The following is an 18,316-nucleotide window of genomic DNA, read 5'->3' on the forward strand; positions in this document are numbered from 1 at the left end:
TCCCTGGGGGCTCCGCCCCCAGACCCCCGCGCCTCAAACGCCGGCGGGGCTGGATCCTCCAAGCGCAACGGGGTCTGGGGCGGAGCCCCAGGTTCGGGAAGGGGTGGGGTGGGGGAAGAGCACCCGCAGGGCCCGCCGGACCGCACCGCACCGCACCGCACGACCACACACCGACCCGAAGGACACGCGACATGCACCGCGCACTGATCGTCGTCGACGTACAGAACGACTTCTGCGAAGGCGGCAGCCTCGCGGTCACCGGCGGGGCCGACGTCGCCGCCGCGATCACGGAGCTGATCGGCCAGACCACCCCGGGCTACCGGCACGTCGTGGCGACGCGGGACCACCACGTCGACCCCGGGTCCCACTTCGCGCGGCCCCCGGCCGAGCCGGACTACGAGACCTCCTGGCCGGTGCACTGCGTCGCCGGGACCGAGGGCGTCGGGTTCCACCCGAACTTCGCCCCCGCCGTCGCCTCCGGGGCCGTGGCCGCCGTCTTCGACAAGGGCGCCTACGAGGCCGCGTACAGCGGTTTCGAGGGCACCGACGAGAACGGCCAGGGCCTCGCCGAGTGGCTGCGCGACCGGCACGTGAGCGAGGTCGACGTGGTCGGCATCGCCACCGACCACTGCGTGAAGGCCACCGCCGTCGACGCCGCCCGCGCCGGCTTCACCACCCGCGTGCTGCTGGACCTGACGGCCGCCGTGGCCCCCCACACCACCGAGAAGGCCCTGGAGGAGCTCCGGGCGGCCGGCGTGACCCTGGTGGGCGGCTGAGCCCCCTCAGCCCCCCAGGAGGGCGCGGATGGGGTGCCAGAGCTCCTGCCCGGGGTCCGGGGCGCCGCGCCACAGGAGGCCGTCGGGGTGGTGCAGGACGGCGGTGATCTCGTCCGGGGTGGGGGGCTGGGCGTTGCCCCTGAGGTACACGGCCCGCATCCCGAGGTTCCGCAGCCTGGTCAGGGCGCGGGCCCGGTTCACGGCGTGCACCAGCACCCGTACGTCGCCGCCGTCGCCGGACGGCCTCGGCAGCGTGAGCGCGACCACCACGCTGCCGCCTGGCAATCTGACGAAACCTCCACCGGGCATGATCCTCAGCTCCCCCGTCAATAAGAACAGTCGTCCCCGCATCTAAACGCGATCGGCCGCCGCCCGCTAGAGGGCGACGGCCGATCATGCTTTGACCTGCGGTTTTACTGGACTACTTGGCGGCGGGGCCGACCTCGACCGTCATCTGGAGACCGTCGTACGGCTCCTTCACGATCTTGATCTTGGTGTTGGTGTCAGCGACCTTCACCGAACCGGTCGGGTTCTCGTCGTAGTAGTACTTGCCCTTGTGGTCGTCGAAGACCAGGTTCGCGGGCTTCGGCTTGACGAAGAGCGACTCGCCCTTGTTGTGCAGGGTGAACGCGTCCGTCGAGTACGCGCTGAACGTGGCGTCGTACGGCTGGATCTTGTTCCGCAGCAGGGTGCCGTCCGACCACTTCATCGGCTTGGCGTTGGCGTCGATCGGCAGGATCAGACCCGAGCCCGGGTGCTGGCTCGTGTTGTTGTCCTTCTGGGACTTGTCCCACAGCCAGATCAGCAGGCCGTCCTGGTACGGGTAGTGCTCGACCCAGCCCGGCTTGGTGTTGGCCCAGCCGAAGTTGTACGGGCCCACCTTGAGGGTGCGGTCGTACGAGACGTAGCGGCGGTTCTCGGCGATGTAGTACTGCGGGTACTCCTTGGTGAAGCCCGCGCCGATGCGCTCGAAGCCCTTGCCGGTCCAGCCGTTGTCGCCGTTCTCGGCGCCGTCGGTGAACAGCGCGGCGCCGTCCGCGGTCAGGGTGACGGCGTCGGCCGTGAAGCCCTTGCCGCCCGCGCCGCCGTCCGTCTGGTAGCGGAAGCGGAGGTCGACCTTCTTGCCCGCGTAGGCGTCCAGCGGGAAGTTCAGCGCCTTCCAGGCACCGGAGGTACCGGTCAGCGACGGGCTGCCGGAGGCGTCGGCCGGGATGGCCGCACCGTCGGCGGTGCCGGCCAGCGCGGTCCAGGTGGCGCCGCCGTCCGTGGACACCTCGGTGTAGAGGAAGTCGTAGTCGGCCTCGATGTCCCACCAGCCCTTGAGGGAGAGGGCGGCGGACTTCTTGCCGGTCAGGTCGACCGAGCGGGTCAGGGTGTTCTTGAGGTCGTCACCCATCTGGCTCCACCACTGCGAGGAGCCCTCGGCGGGAGCGACGATGTCGGTCTTGACCTGCTTCTTCGGCAGCTCGACGACCAGCGCCTGCTTGTCCTTGGTGTTGTACTCCGACACACCCAGCTTGTGGGTGGACTTCGTCGCGGCCTTGGCCGTGTCGTAGTTCAGCCAGCCCAGCTGGAGCTTGTCCCAGGCGGTCATGTCGCCCGGGAGGTCGCCTATGGAGTCCTTGCCGTTGCCGAGCCAGGAGCCGGCCGACATCAGGGACCAGAAGCCGACCGAGTTCTCGCCGCCGCCGGAGGTGTCGTAGAGGTCCGGCAGACCGAGGTCGTGGCCGTACTCGTGCGCGAAGACGCCGAGGCCGCCGTTCTCCGGCTGCATCGTGTAGTCGCCGACCCAGATGCCGGTGTTGCCGATCTGGGTACCGCCGGCCTTGTTGTTCGCCGGGCCGGTCTTGCCGACGTCGGTGCCGTACGCGTACCAGCGGTGCGCCCACAGCGCCGTCTTGCCCTGCACGCCGCCGCCGGCCGACTCGTCCTCGCCCGCGTGGACGATCTGGAAGTGGTCGATGTAGCCGTCGGGCTCGTTGAAGTTGCCGTCGCCGTCGAAGTCGTTGCGGTCCCACTGGTCGTACTGCGCCAGCTGGGCCTTGATCTGCTCGTCGGTCTTGCCGGCCTTCTTCTGGGCCTCCGTCCACGCGGTGACGCCGTCGCGGACGGTGTCCCACACGTTGGAGCAGTTGGTCTGGCCGCAGAAGTTCGAGCCGTAACGGGCCTCGTTGTACGGGACCTTGACCCAGTCGGCGACCTCGCCCTCGACCGAGTAGCGGCCCGAGGAGGTCTTCTCGTAGTAGGTCTTCAGCGAGTCCTTGCCCTGGCCGGTACCGAAGTACAGGTCCTGGAAGTAGTCGCGGCTGAAGTCCTTGCGCCAGGCGGTGCTGTTGTTCGACGCGCGGTCGGGCTGCGCGATCGTGTTGTGCAGCGGGCCGGGCGTGCCGCCGTACTTCGGCTCCGGCGGCTTCGGGCCGGTCGGGCCGTCCGGGTCGAACATGGTCGTGCTGTCGACCTGGTCGCCGAACTCGACCAGGATCGTGAAGATCTTGTCGGTCTTCTCGCGGCCCAGCTCGACGTACTTCTTGTCGTCGAGCTTGACGACCTTCGAGGCGCCGCGCTGCTCGACGTTCTTCTTGCCCGCCAGCACCTGGTCAAGGGCGGCTTCACGCGCCTGCGCGTTCTGCTTGCTGAACGGGGTCTCCAGGTTGTGCTGGACCTGCTCCTTCGCGGGGGAGGTGGGGTCCTGCTTGTCGACCGCCGGAGCATCGCTGCCCCACGCGGTGGTGGCCTGGGCCGTGGTGAAGAAGGCGCCCGAGGCCGCGGTGGCGGCCATGGTCACGCCGACGGCGGCGGCGCGCAGCGCGCGACGCCTGGTGGAGTTTCCGGTCACTTGATGTCGTTCCCCTCCCGCGGCCGCGACGTAGGTCGGAACATCTCCGTAGGAGTGGGGGGTTCCGCGCGGCGCGCGTCTCAAGTGACGACATTTGACCGGAGAGTCTAAAGAAAAGACAGACCTTGACTTCTTCCTTACAACTGCACTATGCGGTCAGCGAGTTCCGCTATTCGGACGTTCCATCGCCATACGTCCCCATCCGGGGCGAAGGCCTCCGCTTGCCGGGTCCCGCGGCCGGGTGTGCGACATCGTGCGACGCCGTGCGCCCCTCCGTGCCCCGACACCGTGGGTAAGGTCACGCTTACCTGTTGCTCCGTCCGGGCATCCCTTCCGGGAGTCACTTGACGCGTGCGCGATCTGTCGATGCGACTCCCACCCTCCACGCCTTGAGGACGGAAAACGCCATGCCGCGTCCGACTGCCGCACAGCTCGCCTACGGCTCCGCCACCGTCGTCGTGTCGACGATCGCCATGCTGCTGCTCTCGCAGACGAGCACCGGGATCGGGGTCGCGGTCATCTCCGCCGCCGCGCTCGCCCTCGGCCTGCTGGTCGCGCTGACCGTGCCGATCCCGCGGCGCCGGGGCCGGCACGCGGCGCGGCGCGGCGGGGCGCAGGCGCCCGGCGCCGTAGGGGCGCCCGCGGGGTCCGGCGGGGATTCCGCCGGGGTTTCCGCCGGGCGGGACGGGTCGGCGGCGGGGGCGGGTGCCTCCCGGGTGCCCGAGCCCCGGACCGCCTCCGCGGACCACCCCGTCCACCACTGACCGGACACCGGCGCGGGCGGCCGCCCCCCACCGGGGTCGGCCGCCCGCGCGTGCCCTCGTACGAAGGACTCCGGCTCAGGTCGAGGTGACCACCACCGTCTTGGCCACCTTGTCGTGGAGCCCCTGCCGGTACGGCTTGTCTACGAGCATCGACACGATCAGCGCGAGCGGCCACAGGCAGAAGCAGCACACCAGCGTCGGCACCCAGAGCACGACGCCGCGGCCGAGCGCGGCGCCCGACGGCGGCACGCTGCCGTCGTTGAGCATCGCGACGCGCAGGCCCATGGCCCTCTTGCCGACGGTCCGTCCGTTCTTCTGCGTGAACCACCAGTCGTAGCCGACGTACGCGATGATCGTGATCAGCGTCCACACCAGGCCCGAGCCGCCGTACGACTTCGAGATGACCTCGGTGACGTCCTCGCCCTTCTCGGTGTCCACGACGTACCGCCGGGAACCGAAGGGCAGTTGGATGAGGAACAGCGGTACGCCGACGATCAGCGTGTCGATCACGCGCGCTGCGAGCCGCTTGCCGAAGTCCGCGAGCGGGGGCATCCCGGCGAGCGGATCGGGCATGCCGTAGCCGCCACCGCCGCCGTACGGGTCTCCGGGCCCGCCGCCGTACGGGGGCGGGGGTGGGGGCGGGGGGTAGCCGCCGCCGGGGGGCGGGGGCGGGGGGTAACCGCCGCCACCGGGGGGCGGGGGCGGCGAGCCGTACGGCGAACCGCCCGACGGAGGCGTCGGCTCCTGGGGCTTCTTGAGGAACGGGTCGTCCTCGGGCCGGTCGCCCGGCGGCGGCTGGTCGGTGCTCATGGCCCGAGTCGAACCCGGCTCCGCGCGCCCCGCAACGCGGCCGCGTCCGTCCGGGGCACGGGCCGCCGCGGCGGCGCACGGCGGCCTTCGGGGCCCGGTCAGCGGGTCACGAACGTCCCGGCGGCGCGGTCGTGCCAGGCCCGCCGGCGGGGGCGGTCCACCAGGCACCACAGGCTGCCCGGCAGCCCCAGGAAGGCGTACACGAGCCAGCGGCCCAGGGCCGCGCCGAAGGAGGGCGGGCGCAGGGTGGCGGTGGCCAGCACGCGCACGCCGAGTAGCTTCTTGCCCGGGGTCAGGCCCCAACGGGCGGTGGGCAGGGCCTCGTAGAGGACGCCGAAGAGCAGGACGGCACCGAGCAGGGCGCCCAGGTACCCGGCGGTGGTGGCGTCGAGCAGGTACACGGTGGTGGTCCGCCCGCTCGCCCGGGCGGCGTCGACCTTCGCCTCCAGATGGGCCGTCACCCGGGGTACGACGGGCAGCGCGACGGCCGCGGTGAAGGCGGCGTGCACGAGGGAGTCCAGCAGCCGTGCCGCCCCCCGCCGCCCCAGCCCGGCGGGCCGCACGGCCCGCTCCGCCATCCGCTCGAAGACGGCCCGGCCGTCCTCCCGTGCGGGTGCCTCCGGCGGGGGTACGGGGGCGGCCGCGCGGGACCACGAGGGCCCGGGCCCCTCGTGCGCCCCGGGGGCCCGGCGCCCCGGCTCGGCGGGCCGGCGCTCCCGGTCGGGCGCGGGCTCCGGCGCGGGCGCGGGCGCGGGGGCCCGGCGGTCCGGCGCGGGGGCCGGTACCGGCTCGGGGGCGCGTCCTGCCCCCGGGGCCCAGCGGTCCGGCGCGGGGGCCCGTACCGCCGCGGCGTCCCGGGGCTCCGGGGCGGGGACACGCACCGGCTCGGGGGCGGGGGCCGGCTCGGGGGTCCGGCGTACCGTCGCCGGCTGCGGCTCCGGCTGCGGCCGTTGCGGCGGGGCTTCGGGGGTGGCCTCCGGCCAGCTGGAGGTGAGGCCCGAGGTGCCGGCGCCCGGGGCGTCGGGCCAGGCCGGCGGGCGGGCCGACAGGATGCCGACGCTCTCGGCGGCGGCCTGCGCCGGGAGCCGCTGCGCGGTGGCGGCGGCCGCGGCCGCGGGCCGGGCGAGGGAGATCCCGGCGGGCCGGCCGGGCTCGGGCTCGGCCGGGTCGCCCCAGGAGACCCGCGCGTCGCGGGGCCCGCCGAAGCCGGCCTGGTGAACGGGATCGACCTGCCACCCGCCGGCCCCCCGGCCCGGTTCGCCCACCGCCCCGCCAGCACCCGCGCCCCGGCCCGACTCGGCTCCGACCACGCCGCCGCCATCGCCACCGCCCGGGCCCCGCCCCGGCTCCGGGCCGGAACCCCAGTCCCGCACATCGGCCCCACCACCACCCGGGCCCCGGCCCGGTTCGGCTCCGACCCCGCCACCGCCCCCGCCACCGCCCGGGGCCGGGCCGGAACCCCAGTCCGGCCCAGGCCCCGGGCGGCCGCCCGGCTCGGCCCCGTACCCCCAGTCCGCGCCCGCGCCGCCGGCCTGGCCGGGAGCCCGGTCCCGCGACGGGTCGGCTCCGGCGCCCCCGCTCCAGTCCCCGCCCGCGCCGCCGCGCAGGGCGTGCCCCGGACCCGCTCCCGGGTCCCAGGCGCGGTCGGGGCCGGCGCCCGCCTGCGGGGCTCCGCCCCATGCCGGGCCCGGGGCGGAGTCCCGGACCCGGGCCGCCCCGGCGTCCCCGTGGCCGGCGGAGCCCCACGGCGTCGGGTCCGGGTCCCGGAGGGCCTCCGTCATCGAGGTCTCGTCCAGGAAGACCGGCCCCGTCTCCTCCACCCGGACGGCGACGGAGGCGGCGGCGGGACGGCTCGTACCCGGAACCCAGGCGGCGCCGTTCCAGTACCGGACGTACCCGGGGATGGACGGGTCGGGGTAGTAGCCCTCGCGGGCCGCGTGCTCTCCGTCACCAGGGGAGGCCGTCAATGTCCCCAACTCCGATCGTGGCTTGAGGCTTGTGCAGGGGAGGACCCAAGGGGAGGACCATAGCCAAGAACCCCCGCCCGGCAGGTCCGGTAACGGGAGATTCCAAACGTTCGGGCGAACCTCGCCCCACCCCCACCCCACCCGACGGATTCCGGTCAACCGAAAGGTTTCGGCCAACCTGACATTCGGTGCGGAAACCCGCGTCATACCCGGGCACGAGGGTGCTCTCTCCTCGTGCGGGGCGAGAACCGCCCCGCGTCCGCAGACGAACGCACCGAAGTGAGGCCGCGATGCACCACCCCGTCATCGAGCGCGAACTCGAACTGAAGCTGGTCCTGTCCCCCGAGCGCAGCATCCCCGTACCCGCGAAGCTGCTGTACCTCACCGACGACCCCTACGCCGTGCACGTCACCTTCCACACCGGCTCCAGCACCCCGGTCAACTGGACCTTCGCCCGCGAGCTGCTCGTCGAGGGGGTGTTCCGCCCGTGCGGCCACGGAGACGTCCGGATCTGGCCCGTGAAGATCGACAACCAGTCCGTCCTGTGCATGGCGCTGAGCTCCCCCGACGGCGACGCCCTCCTGGAGGCCCCGGCCGGCTCCGTGTCGGCCTGGCTGGAGCGCACCCTGCGCGTGGTCCCGCCGGGGACGGAGGCGGAGCGGCTCGGCCTGGACGACGCCCTGGCCGCCCTGCTCACCCCCACCCCCGCCGACGAGCTGTGGCTGCGCGACCCGTGGCCCTCGGACGAGTCCGCGGAGGGCGACCTGTGACCGGCACGGCAACCGGGACCGGGACCGGCGCCGGCACCGGTACCGGCACCCCGTACGACGGGACGGCGCGGACCTCAGAAGAGCTTGCCGGGGTTCAGCAGCCCGAGCGGGTCGAAGGCCTGCTTGACGGTGCGCTGCATCTCCAGCCCGACGGGGCCGAGTTCACGGGCCAGCCACTCCTTCTTCAGCACCCCCACCCCGTGCTCCCCGGTGATCGTGCCGCCCAGGGACAGCCCCAGCGCCATGATCTCGTCGAAGGACCGCCGCGCCCGCCGCGTCTCGTCCTCGTCGGCGGGGTCGAAGCAGACCACCGGGTGGGTGTTGCCGTCGCCGGCGTGCGCGCAGACGCCGATGAGGAGTTCGTGCGCCGCGGCGATGGCGGCCGTCCCGTCCAGCATCTCGGCGAGCCGCGACCGCGGCACGCACACGTCGTCGATCATCGTCGCCGGCCGGAGCGCCTCCAGGGCGGTGAGGGACATCCGGCGGGCCTGGAGCAGCAGTTCCGACTCCGCCTCGTCATCGGCGGGTACGACGGAACCCGCCCCGGCGGCGGTGCACAGCCTGCCGACGGCCTCCAGGTCGGCGGGCGCGTCCGGGGTGTCGAAGGCGGCGAGCAGCAGGGCCTCCGTGCTCTCGGGCAGGCCCATCTTCCCGAGGGCGTTGACGGCGCGGACGGTCGTACGGTCCATCAGTTCCAGCAGCGAGGGCGTCAGGCCCGCCTCCATGACGGCGCAGACGGCCTCGCAGGCGGCGGCGACCGAGGGGAACTCGGCGGCGAGCGCCAGCTGCCGGGGCGGCGCCGGCCGCAGCGCGAGGACGGCCCCGACCACCACCCCGAGGGTGCCCTCGGAGCCGACGAACAGGCGCGTCAGGTCGTATCCGGCGACGCCCTTGGCGGTACGGCGGCCCGTGCGCAGCAGCCGGCCGTCGGCCAGGACCACGTCCAGTCCGAGCACGTACTCGGCGGTGACCCCGTACTTCACGCAGCACAGCCCGCCGGACGCGGTGCCGATGTTGCCGCCGATGGTGCACTGCTCCCAGCTGGAGGGGTCGGGCGGGTAGTAGAGGCCCCGTTCGGCGACGGCCCGCGACAGGACCGCGTTGACCACGCCCGGTTCGACGAGGGCGATCCGGTCGACGGTGGAGATCTCCAGGATCCGGTCCATCTTGACGAGCGACAGCACGATGCAGCCGTCGGAGGCGTTGGCGGCCCCGGAGAGGCCCGTACGGGCGCCCTGCGGGACCACGGGGACCCGTAGGGCGGTGGCGGTGCGCATGACGTGCTGCACCTGCTCCACCGTGCGCGGCAGGACGACGGCGGCGGGGGTGCCGGCGTCGCAGAAGCCGGCGGTGTCGCGGGCGTAGGAGGCGGTCACCTGAGGGTCGGTCAGCAGCGCCTCGAGCGGGAGTCCTTCGCCGAGTCGCACAATGAGATCGTCATCCATGTGGCCACAGTGACAGTCGGGGCCATCGGTGTGAACACGGCGGCGACCGGCTTCGGACACCTCGGCGGGCTCTTCATATTGACGCACAGTGAGCGCATGCACGGTTTCGACGAGCAATCCCAGCAGCCCGCGCCGCCCGTGACCTTCACCGGACGCAAGACGGTCGTGGCGGCCGCGGTGGCGGTGGTCCTGATCGCCGGGGCCCTGCTGATCCGCCCGGCCCGTACCGGTGACGACGCCCGCCCGCCGGGGCCGAGCGAACGGGCCGCGTCGGCGGTGGGCATGGGCGCCCCGGCGGCGGCGGTGGACCTGACGGCGCTGGTGGCGGACCGGGAGGAGTGGGTCGCCACGCACGCCGACGACGACGCTTCGTGGGCGGTGCTCGGGTCGGCGTACCTGGAACAGGCCCGGCGGACGGCCGATTCCGCCTGGTACCCGAAGGCGGAGAAGGCGCTCAAGCGGTCGCTGGAGGTCCGCCCCGCCGAGAAGGGCAACTTCGACGCGATGACCGGCATGGGCGCCCTGGCCGGTGCCCGGCGGGACTTCGCGACGGCGCGGAAGTGGGGCGAGCTGGTACGGGCGCAGGCGCCGCGGCGCTGGACGGCGTACCCGGTCCTGGTGGACGCGTACACGGGCCTCGGCGACTACAAGGCGGCGCAGCGGGCGATGGACCGGCTGCTGGAGCTCCGGCCGGGCCTGGCGGCGCACCTGAGGGCGGCCCAGGTGTACCGGGACCGGGGCTGGCGCGAGGACGCGGTGGTGGCGCTGGAGGCGGCGGGCGGGGAGGCGAAGTCCCCGGCGGAGAAGGCGTACGTGCTGTTCCGGCTCGGGGAGCTGGCGTGGGAGCGCGGCGACCCGGCGGAGGCGCTGCGCCAGTACGAGGCGGCGCTGCGCACCGACCCCGGGCAGGGCGAGGCGCTGGGCGGCCGGGCCAGGGCGCTGGCGGCCCTGGGCCGGGGCGGGGAGGCGGTACGGGACTACCGGCTGGCGCTGGGCCGCACCCCGGTGCCGAGGCTGGCGCTGGAGCTGGGCGAGCTGCTGGACTCGCTGGAGCGGCCGGAGGAGGCGCGGGTGCAGTACCGCTCGCTGGCCGCGCTGGCGGCGGCGGGCGCCGCGAACGGGGTCAACGAGGAGGTCGTCCTCGGCCTGTACGAGGCGGACCACGGCGATCCGGCGCAGGCGGTGCGCCGCCTGTCGGCGGAGTGGGCGCGGCACAAGAGCGTGCAGGTGGCCGACGCGCTGGGGTGGGCGCTGCACAAGGGCGGCGAGGACCCGGAGGCACTGGAGTACGCGAAGAAGGCGACCGACCTGGGGCTGCGGAACGCCGAGTTCTCGTACCACCGGGCGGTGATCGAGCGCGGGCTGGGCGACGAGGCGGCGGCGCGGCGGAGCCTGCAGACGGCGCTGCGCACGAACCCGGTGTTCTCCCCGGTGCGGGGGCCGCTGGCGAAGGAGGCCCTGGCGTCGGTCGGGCAGCCCCCGGCGGGCGGCCCGGAGAACATGCAGCCGCGCACTCCGTGGGTGGCGCCGGAGCTCCCGAAGCCGAGGGCGGCGGCGCCGAAGCCGAAGCCTGCGGCGGCGCCCGCCCCCAAACCGAAGCCGAAGCCCGCGGCGCCCAGGCCGAAGCCCTCCGCGGCCGGCACGTAACCCGCCGCTGCGCGGGGCCGCTCCCCGCCCCGCCCTTCACCCGTTCTCGCCTCAATCGCCGGCGGGGCTGGATCCTCCAGCCCGCGCGGCGTTTGAGCGCAAAGGGGTCCGGGGCGGAGCCCCGGGGAACGGGCGAAGGGCGGGTAGGGGACCTCGCCCCGCGCAGCGGCCCACCCCACCCGCAGACGACCCACCGGCCCCAGCCCGGCCCCGTGGCCCCGCCCCGGGCCCGACGGACGGAGTCCGGCGCAGCGGCGCGAAGCCGGGGAGGCCGCCAGTGGCCGAGCCGCGCGAGCGGCGCGTGGAAAAGGCGTGGCGCCCCGGCGCCGAGCCGCGCGAGCGGCGCGTCAAGAAAGGAACCGCGCGACCTACAGGTTGCCCCGCTTGTCCTGCTCCCGCTCGATCGCCTCGAACAGCGCCTTGAAGTTGCCCTTGCCGAAGCCCATCGACCCGTGCCGCTCGATGATCTCGAAGAACACGGTCGGACGGTCCTGCACCGGCTTGGTGAAGATCTGCAGCAGGTAGCCGTCCTCGTCCCGGTCCGCGAGGATCTTCAGCTCGCGCAGCTCGTCGATCGGCACGCGCGTGTCGCCGACCCACTCGCCGAGGGTGTCGTAGTACGCGTCCGGCACGGACAGGAACTCCACGCCCGCCGCGCGCATCGTGCGGACCGTCGAGACGATGTCGTTCGAGGCCAGCGCGATGTGCTGGACGCCGGGGCCGTTGTAGAACTCCAGGTACTCGTCGATCTGCGACTTCTTCTTCGCGATCGCCGGCTCGTTGATCGGGAACTTCACCTTCTTGGTGCCGTCCGCGACGACCTTCGACATCAGCGCCGAGTACTCGGTGGCGATGTCGTCGCCCACGAACTCCTTCATGTTCGTGAAGCCCATGACCTTGTTGTAGAACGCGACCCACTCGTTCATGCGGCCCAGTTCGACGTTGCCGACGCAGTGGTCGATCGCCTGGAAGGTCCGCTTGGCCGGCGGGGCGACCATCGGCTCGACGGCCGTGTAGCCGGGCAGGTAGGGGCCGGTGTAGTCGACGCGCTCGACCAGGGTGTGGCGGGTCTGGCCGTAGGTGGCAATGGCGGCGAGCACGACGGTGCCGTTCTCGTCCTTGACCTCGTACGGCTCGTCCAGGCCGCGCGCACCCTGCTCGACGGCGTACGCGTAGGCGGCGCGGGCGTCCGGGACCTCGATGGCGAGGTCGATGACGCCGTCGCCGTGCTCGGCGACGTGCTCGGCGAGGAAGCGGCCGTGGTCGGTGGTCGCCTTGATGACCGAGGTCAGGACGAACCGCGCGCCGCCGTTGGTCAGGACGTAGCTGGCGGTCTCGCGGCTGCCGGTCTCCGGTCCGGAGTAGGCCACGAGCTTCATGCCGAAGGCGGTGGAGTAGTAGTGCGCGGCCTGCTTGGCGTTGCCTACGGCGAAGACGACCGCGTCCATTCCCTTCACCGGGAAGGGGTCTGCCTCACGCGCGGTCTGCGGGGTGGTGTCCAGGGTCTCAGTCATGAACGCAGATTCCCGCTCTTCCACAAGCTGCGCAATAGTTTCCATTTCTGCTGTACAGAATGCCCAGCCGAGCCCGAGGATGACTGAGAGATCTGTGCAGTATGACCAGCCGATCGAGGGAAGGTTTCCATGGGCATCGACGAACTCGACGGCCGCCTCATCGTCCTGCTGGCGCGCGAGCCCCGCATCGGCGTACTGGAGGCCTCCCGCCGTCTGGGCGTGGCGCGCGGCACGGTGCAGGCGCGGCTGGACCGGCTCCAGTCGAGCGGGGTCATCCGCGGGTTCGGCCCGCAGGTGGACCCGACGGCGCTCGGGTATCCGGTGACGGCGTTCGCCACGCTGGAGATCAAGCAGGGGCAGGGGGCGGACGTACGGGCGCACCTGGCGGGCGTCCCGGAGGTGCTGGAGCTGCACACGACGACCGGGCACGGGGACATGCTGTGCCGGCTGGTGGCGCGGTCGAACGCCGACCTCCAGCGGGTGATCGACCGGGTGGTGGGCTTCGAGGGGATCGTGCGGGCGTCGACGGCGATCGTCATGGAGAACCCGGTCCCGCTGCGGATCATCCCCCTGGTGGAGCAGGCGGCCGCGGACGGCTGAGCCGCCCCCACCCTCCCCCGCCGAACTTCCAAAGAAAAGGTTGCAAAGAATCGCTTGCATAGAACTCTTTGCAAGCCTACGGTTGGGGCATGCCCGAGACCGAGAACACCCCGGACGCCGAGCAGAACGAGCCGTCGGTCCACACCCTGGACGCCCGCTCCCTGCGCGGTCTGGCCCACCCGCTGCGCATGCGCCTGCTGTCCGCACTGCGCAAGGACGGGCCGGCCACCGCCTCCCAACTGGCGGCAGCCCTCGGCGAGTCCAGCGGGGCCACCAGCTACCACCTGCGCCAGCTCGCGGCGTACGGCTTCATCGTGGAGGCGCCCGAGCACGGCAAGGGCCGCGAGCGCTGGTGGAAGTCCGCCCACGACGGCACCCGCCTCGACGAGTCGCTGCTCCAGGACGACAGCCCCGAGACGCGGGGCGCGGCGGCCGCCTTCCGGCACGAGATCGCCACGATCCACGCGCAGGAGCTGAGCACCTGGCTCGGCGACTCGTACTCGTGGCCGAAGGAGTGGCGGCACGGCTCCTCCGACATGAGCGACTTCACCCTGCGCCTGACGCCCGCGCAGAGCCAAGAGCTGATCCAGAAGATGCACGAGCTGGTCAACAGCTACCAGGATGCGCCGCAGTCCGAGGACACGGAGACGGTCCGCGTCCACACGCACGCCTTCCCCCGGCACGGCCGCACCCGCCCGTAGCGACCCCGCCCGCGCGCTGAGCCATACCCCGAGATCTCACCTCCGCAGAAGGAGTCCTGCCATGCACGCCTTCCCGCACACCGAGATGCACTCCGCCCGCACCGCCGAACTCGCCGCCGAGGCCGCCGCCTGGCGCCTCGCCCGGGAAGCCGCACCCGCCGGCTCCCCCGCCCTCCCCGCCCTGCGCAACCGGCTGGGCGAGGCCCTCGTCGCCGCCGGCACCCGCTTGCTCCAGCCGGCCCCCGCCCACGCCCGCGTCCGGCACCACGCCGCATGAGCCGCCGGCCCTTCACCGCGGTCCTGGCCGCCAACACCATCTCCATAGCGGGCAGTTCGCTCACCCTGATCGGCGTCCCGTGGTTCGTGCTCCAGACCACGGGGAGCGCCGGCCGGGCCGGGATCGTCGCCTTCTGCGCCACCCTCCCGGTCGTCGTCGCCGCGCTGGTCGGCGGCCCGGTCATCGACCGGATCGGCCGCCGCCGGGTCTCCGCGGCCTCCGACGTGATCTGCGCCGCGTCGGTCGGGGCGATCCCCCTCCTCCACTACGCGGGGCTCCTCGAATTCTGGATGCTCTGCGCGCTGATGGCCGTCGGCGGCCTCGTGCACACCCCGGGCCTGACCGCCCGCTACGTCCTGCTGCCCAGCCTCGCCGAGCACGCCGGCACCACCGTCGCCCGGGCCGCCAGCCTCTACGACGCGGTCTCGCGCGGGGCCCGGATGATCGGGGCCGCGGTGGCGGGCGTGCTGATCGCGGCCTTCGGCGCGGAAACGGTCCTCCTCCTGGACGCGGCCACCTTCGCCGCCTCCGCCCTGCTGATCTCCGCCTTCCTGCGCGGGGTTCCCGCCGCCGAGCCCCAGCGCACCGCGGAGAAGCCCTCGTTCGCCGCGTACCGCACCGACCTGGCCGAGGGCTGGCGGTTCCTGACCCGCTCACGGCTCCTGCTGGGCATCACCCTCATGGTGATGGTGACCAACGGCCTGGACCAGGGCTGGTCGTCCGTACTCCTCCCGGTGCACGGCCGCGAGGCCCTCGGCGGCGCCACCACGCTGGGCCTGATGGTCTCCCTCTTCGGCGGCTTCGCCCTGCTCGGGGCCCTGCTCTACGGGGCCTGGGGCGAGCGCTTCCCCCGCCGGGCCGTCTTCGCGGGCGCCTTCCTGATCTCGGGGGCCACCCGCTACGTGGTCGCCGCCGTCACCGACACCCCGCTGCCCCTCGCGGTGACCATGGCCCTGTCCGGCCTGGCCGTGGGCGTGCTGAACCCGATCCTGACCACCGTGGTCTCCGAGCTGGTGCCGGAGGACATGCGCAGCCGGGCCTCCAGCGTGAGCATGGCGGGCAGCGAGCTGGCCATGCCGATGGGCGGTCTCGCGGCGGGCCTGCTGGTCGACGCCTTCGGCGTGACCCCGGCCCTGCTGGCCTTCGCCGCCGTCTACCTCCTGGCGACGCTGATCCCGCTGGTGTTCCCATCCTGGCGCGGCCTCGACGGGAGGCCCTCCGTCAGCAGGACGGAACGTCCCCGTTCCGGTTCAGCGCCCGCAGCGAGTCCACCGCGTCCGTCAGCGAAGTGACGGGGATGAGCTGGAGGCCTTCGGGGAGGTCGGACTTCGCGTCCGAGCACTCCGCCTTCGGCACGAGGAACACGGTCGCCCCGTCGCGGCGCGCGGCCTGCGTCTTCAGCCCCACGCCGCCGACGGCGCCGACCGTGCCGTCGGCGGTGATGGTGCCCGTACCGGCGATGCTTCGGCCGCCGGTGAGTTCGCCGCCGCTGCCGTCGCCGTCGAGCTTGTCGACGATGCCCAGGGTGAAGAGGAGTCCGGCGCTCGGGCCGCCGACGTCGGCGAGGTTGAGCTGGACCTTGATGTCCTTGGGGTCCTTCTTGAGGTAGCCGAGGGCGGCGGCCGCTGCGGCCGACTGCGACTGGGCCATTTCCTCCAGGTTGTGCTCCTCGATCTGCTTGTCGCTTCCGCCCGAGGGATACACCGACTCCCGGGGCATGACGGCCTGGTCGGTCCCGAACCAGTGGCGGATCAGCTCGGGCAGCTTCATCGTCGAGGAGGGGCCGGTGGCGCGGATGGTGGTCATCCGGAGCTGGCCCTTGGTGTCCCGCACGGGGGCGCCGGTGACGGTGATCACCGGCTTGCCCTGGTCGGAGCCCAGTACGTCGGCCGTGGGGCCCGGCACGGCCACCACGAAGGGCAGCGGCGCGAGGGCCGCGGCGGCGAACAGCCCGAGGACGGGGGCGGCGCAGACGGCCAGGGCGGCGGGACGCGGCAGACGTGTGAGGCGAGAGAGCACCCGGCCAATCTACCGACCCGGGCGACTGGGCCGACGCGCGCCGGGCCCGGAGCCGGGCCGCCGCGGCCTCCCCGCGACGGCCTGGCGGCCCGGCGGGAAGGACCGGTGCGGTGACTGCCCGACGGCGGCTCAGCGCAGGGCGTCGGCGACCTCGCGGGCCGCGTCGACCACGCGGGGCCCGACCCGCTCCGGGACGGCGTCGGCCAGCATCACGACGCCGACGCTGCCCTCCAGCCCGGTGATCCCGACGAGCGGTGCGGCGGCGCCGCTGGCGCCCGCCTCCAGCTCGCCGTGGGTCAGGGTGTAGCCGGGCTCGATGAGCGAGCCCTGACGGGCGGCCAGGATGGCCCGGCCGGCCGCGCCGCGGTCCAGCGGGTGGCGGAAGCCGGCCCGGTAGGCGACGTGGTAGTCGGTCCAGGTGGGTTCCACGACGGCCACGGCGAGGGCCTCGGTGCCGTCGACGAGGGTCAGGTGCGCGGTGGCCCCTATGTCCTCGGCGAGGGAGCGCAGGGCGGGCAGGGCCGCCTCGCGCACGAGCGGGTGGACCTGCCGGCCCAGGCGCAGCACGCCGAGCCCGACGCGGGCCCGGCCGCCGAGGTCGCGGCGGACCAGGGCGTGCTGCTCCAGCGTGGCGAGCAGGCGGTAGACGACGGTGCGGTTGACACCGAGGCGGTTGGAGAGCTCGGTGACGGTCAGACCGTGGTCGGTGTCGGCGAGCAGCTTGAGGACTCTGAGTCCTCGGTCGAGAGTCTGGGAGGTTTCCGCGGTCACGACGCCTCTCCCTCTGTTATCGGTGGGCGGCGGTGACTCTCACGCGGTGCAGCGCTGCCGGTCCCTCGGCGACGCACGGAGAGGCCGCCGGTGGCGGCCAAGGCACCGGCTGCGCTCCCGCGGCGGCGCTGCCACGGGGCGTTCGATGCGGGGACAGTAGCGAGCGAGTCCGCTGAGCGAAAGGCCTCGTCCAGAATCCGGGCGCCTACTGCCGGTTTAAGACGTTTTCTGCACGGGGCTGTATCGATTCGTAATGTCCACAGACCGAAAATCGGTTTACACGCCCATTACTCTGATCGTGTTCAAAAAGATGTTGGGGGGGGCGGGGCGCAACACGCCTCGGACGCATACAAGGGGAGAGAAGCAACAGTGAAGCTGAAGCGCATGGCCGTCGTGGCCGCCGCCGCTGTCGTCGGTCCGACGGTCCTCATGGCCACGCCCGCCATGGCGGACGAGGCCCAGACCCCGGCCGTCACGACGCCGGACGCCGCGCCGAAGGAAGACGCCGCGCCCGCCGCCGAGACCCCGGCGAAGGACGCGACGCCCGCCGCCGAGACCCCGGCGAAGCCGGCCCCGGCTCCGGCCCCGGCCAAGCCCGCCGCCGAGACCCCGGCCAAGCCGGCCCCGGCCCCCGCGCCGCAGGTCGAGGACGAGGACGAGGACCTGGTCGCGACCGGCCCCGTCATCGGCATCGACGGTGTCCCGAGCTCCTTCAAGGCCGGCGGCGGCTGGACCAACCTGACCTACACGGTCGACAACTCGAAGGGCAAGGCGCAGGAGAGCTACGTGCTCGTCCTGGGCGTCGCCGCCGAGTCCGGCTCGCTGAGCGCCAAGAACGTCCAGGTCCAGGTCTTCCACCAGGGCGCCTGGCACGACGTGGAGATCATCGGCGAGGACGGCGCCGCGGTCGCGCTGCTGACCGACGACATCGCCCTCCCGGCCAAGAAGACCGACCTCCAGGTCCGCGTCAAGTTCAGCGCGGGCGCCCCGGCCGGCAACATCGTCGTCATCGGTACCGGCGGCAGCAACGTGGACGACGACGTGTGGTCCGACACGACCATCGTCGAGTCGAAGATCGTCAAGGGCTCCACCGGCGGTGGCAACACCGGCGGCAACACGGGTGGCCAGAACAACGGTGGCAACACCGGTGGCAACAACAACACCAAGCCGAACGGCGGCGGCACCACCACGCCGATCGTCGACACCAACAACGGCTCCGGCAACAACGGCGGCAGCACCAACACCGGCGGCGAGCTCGCCGAGACCGGTGCCGACGCCGCCACCAGCTGGGCGCTCGGCGCCGGCGGTGTCGCGCTCGCCATGGGTGCGGCCCTGGTCGCCGGCACCGGCAAGCGTCGCCGCGTCACCACCTGATCCAGGCTCCACGAGAACGGGGTCCGTGCGCACCGCGCACGGACC

17 protein-coding genes are annotated in these 18,316 nt (G+C 73.2%); 9 read left to right on the plus strand and 8 right to left on the minus strand.

Going from position 1 to position 18,316, the window contains the following annotated elements; translation table 11 throughout:
• Positions 1–191: 191 nt before the first annotated feature.
• Positions 192–776 carry a nicotinamidase gene (locus AC07A6_RS09110; RefSeq protein ID WP_362472839.1) on the plus strand — a complete coding sequence of 195 codons (585 nt, stop codon included), beginning with the start codon at positions 192–194 and terminating at the stop codon, positions 774–776.
• A 6-nt stretch (positions 777–782) separates the two neighbouring features.
• Here the strand turns inward: AC07A6_RS09110 and AC07A6_RS09115 are convergent, their stop codons facing one another.
• Both AC07A6_RS09115 and AC07A6_RS09120 read right to left on the minus strand, forming a co-directional pair.
• Entirely contained in the window at positions 783–1,085 is a 303-nt protein-coding gene (locus tag AC07A6_RS09115) for a hypothetical protein (RefSeq protein ID WP_042800953.1), read from the minus strand.
• A 112-nt stretch (positions 1,086–1,197) separates the two neighbouring features.
• Complete coding sequence (locus AC07A6_RS09120) at positions 1,198–3,555, minus strand: immune inhibitor A domain-containing protein (protein WP_362472883.1); 2,358 nt, start codon at positions 3,553–3,555, stop codon at positions 1,198–1,200.
• A gap of 464 nt (positions 3,556–4,019) precedes the next feature.
• Here AC07A6_RS09120 and AC07A6_RS09125 point away from each other — a divergent pair, with 464 nt between their 5' ends.
• The gene (locus tag AC07A6_RS09125; protein ID WP_386275614.1) at positions 4,020–4,376 is read left to right on the plus strand and encodes a hypothetical protein; all 357 of its coding nucleotides are present in this window, start codon (positions 4,020–4,022) and stop codon (positions 4,374–4,376) included.
• Between the two features lie 75 nt (positions 4,377–4,451).
• Here AC07A6_RS09125 and AC07A6_RS09130 read toward each other — a convergent pair whose 3' ends face one another.
• Both AC07A6_RS09130 and AC07A6_RS09135 read right to left on the minus strand, forming a co-directional pair.
• Positions 4,452–5,186, minus strand: coding sequence for an RDD family protein (locus AC07A6_RS09130; RefSeq protein ID WP_478776620.1), 735 nt, complete (start codon positions 5,184–5,186; stop codon positions 4,452–4,454).
• Positions 5,187–5,284: 98 nt separating this feature from the next.
• Positions 5,285–7,153, minus strand: coding sequence for an RDD family protein (locus tag AC07A6_RS09135; protein ID WP_478776621.1), 1,869 nt, complete (start codon positions 7,151–7,153; stop codon positions 5,285–5,287).
• Positions 7,154–7,443: 290 nt separating this feature from the next.
• On the opposite strand from AC07A6_RS09135, the gene AC07A6_RS09140 reads away from it, so the two are divergent.
• Positions 7,444–7,923 (plus strand): SsgA family sporulation/cell division regulator, encoded by a 480-nt coding sequence (locus AC07A6_RS09140; protein WP_362472853.1) that lies wholly within the window; start codon positions 7,444–7,446, stop codon positions 7,921–7,923.
• A gap of 74 nt (positions 7,924–7,997) precedes the next feature.
• Here AC07A6_RS09140 and AC07A6_RS09145 read toward each other — a convergent pair whose 3' ends face one another.
• On the minus strand, positions 7,998–9,368 hold the full coding sequence (locus AC07A6_RS09145) for an FAD-binding oxidoreductase (RefSeq protein ID WP_478776622.1): 1,371 nt from the start codon (positions 9,366–9,368) through the stop codon (positions 7,998–8,000).
• A 96-nt stretch (positions 9,369–9,464) separates the two neighbouring features.
• Here AC07A6_RS09145 and AC07A6_RS09150 point away from each other — a divergent pair, with 96 nt between their 5' ends.
• Complete coding sequence (locus AC07A6_RS09150) at positions 9,465–11,015, plus strand: tetratricopeptide repeat protein (RefSeq protein ID WP_478776623.1); 1,551 nt, start codon at positions 9,465–9,467, stop codon at positions 11,013–11,015.
• A gap of 368 nt (positions 11,016–11,383) precedes the next feature.
• On the opposite strand, the gene hppD is transcribed toward AC07A6_RS09150, so the two are convergent.
• A complete protein-coding gene (hppD, locus tag AC07A6_RS09155) occupies positions 11,384–12,529 on the minus strand; it encodes a 4-hydroxyphenylpyruvate dioxygenase (protein WP_362472862.1) in 1,146 nt (381 codons plus the stop codon).
• A gap of 129 nt (positions 12,530–12,658) precedes the next feature.
• On the opposite strand from hppD, the gene AC07A6_RS09160 reads away from it, so the two are divergent.
• From AC07A6_RS09160 to AC07A6_RS09175, 4 genes are all read left to right on the plus strand, one after another.
• The gene (locus AC07A6_RS09160) at positions 12,659–13,129 is read left to right on the plus strand and encodes an Lrp/AsnC family transcriptional regulator (RefSeq protein WP_362472865.1); all 471 of its coding nucleotides are present in this window, start codon (positions 12,659–12,661) and stop codon (positions 13,127–13,129) included.
• Positions 13,130–13,218: 89 nt separating this feature from the next.
• Positions 13,219–13,830 carry an ArsR/SmtB family transcription factor gene (locus tag AC07A6_RS09165; RefSeq protein ID WP_478776624.1) on the plus strand — a complete coding sequence of 204 codons (612 nt, stop codon included), beginning with the start codon at positions 13,219–13,221 and terminating at the stop codon, positions 13,828–13,830.
• A 61-nt stretch (positions 13,831–13,891) separates the two neighbouring features.
• Positions 13,892–14,107 (plus strand): hypothetical protein, encoded by a 216-nt coding sequence (locus AC07A6_RS09170; RefSeq protein WP_478776625.1) that lies wholly within the window; start codon positions 13,892–13,894, stop codon positions 14,105–14,107.
• The gene (locus AC07A6_RS09175; RefSeq protein WP_478776626.1) at positions 14,104–15,399 is read left to right on the plus strand and encodes an MFS transporter; all 1,296 of its coding nucleotides are present in this window, start codon (positions 14,104–14,106) and stop codon (positions 15,397–15,399) included. Before AC07A6_RS09170 ends, AC07A6_RS09175 begins: the two co-directional genes overlap by 4 nt.
• On the opposite strand, the gene AC07A6_RS09180 is transcribed toward AC07A6_RS09175, so the two are convergent.
• Both AC07A6_RS09180 and AC07A6_RS09185 read right to left on the minus strand, forming a co-directional pair.
• Positions 15,329–16,126 (minus strand): S16 family serine protease, encoded by a 798-nt coding sequence (locus AC07A6_RS09180; RefSeq protein WP_362472877.1) that lies wholly within the window; start codon positions 16,124–16,126, stop codon positions 15,329–15,331. The genes AC07A6_RS09175 and AC07A6_RS09180 overlap by 71 nt on opposite strands.
• 129 nt (positions 16,127–16,255) lie before the next feature.
• Entirely contained in the window at positions 16,256–16,897 is a 642-nt protein-coding gene (locus tag AC07A6_RS09185; RefSeq protein WP_007264382.1) for an IclR family transcriptional regulator, read from the minus strand.
• Between the two features lie 369 nt (positions 16,898–17,266).
• Here AC07A6_RS09185 and AC07A6_RS09190 point away from each other — a divergent pair, with 369 nt between their 5' ends.
• Complete coding sequence (locus AC07A6_RS09190) at positions 17,267–18,271, plus strand: hypothetical protein (RefSeq protein WP_478776627.1); 1,005 nt, start codon at positions 17,267–17,269, stop codon at positions 18,269–18,271.
• The last annotated feature ends 45 nt before the right edge of the window (positions 18,272–18,316 follow it).

This window comes from Streptomyces sp. NPDC044002 (assembly GCF_056434525.1).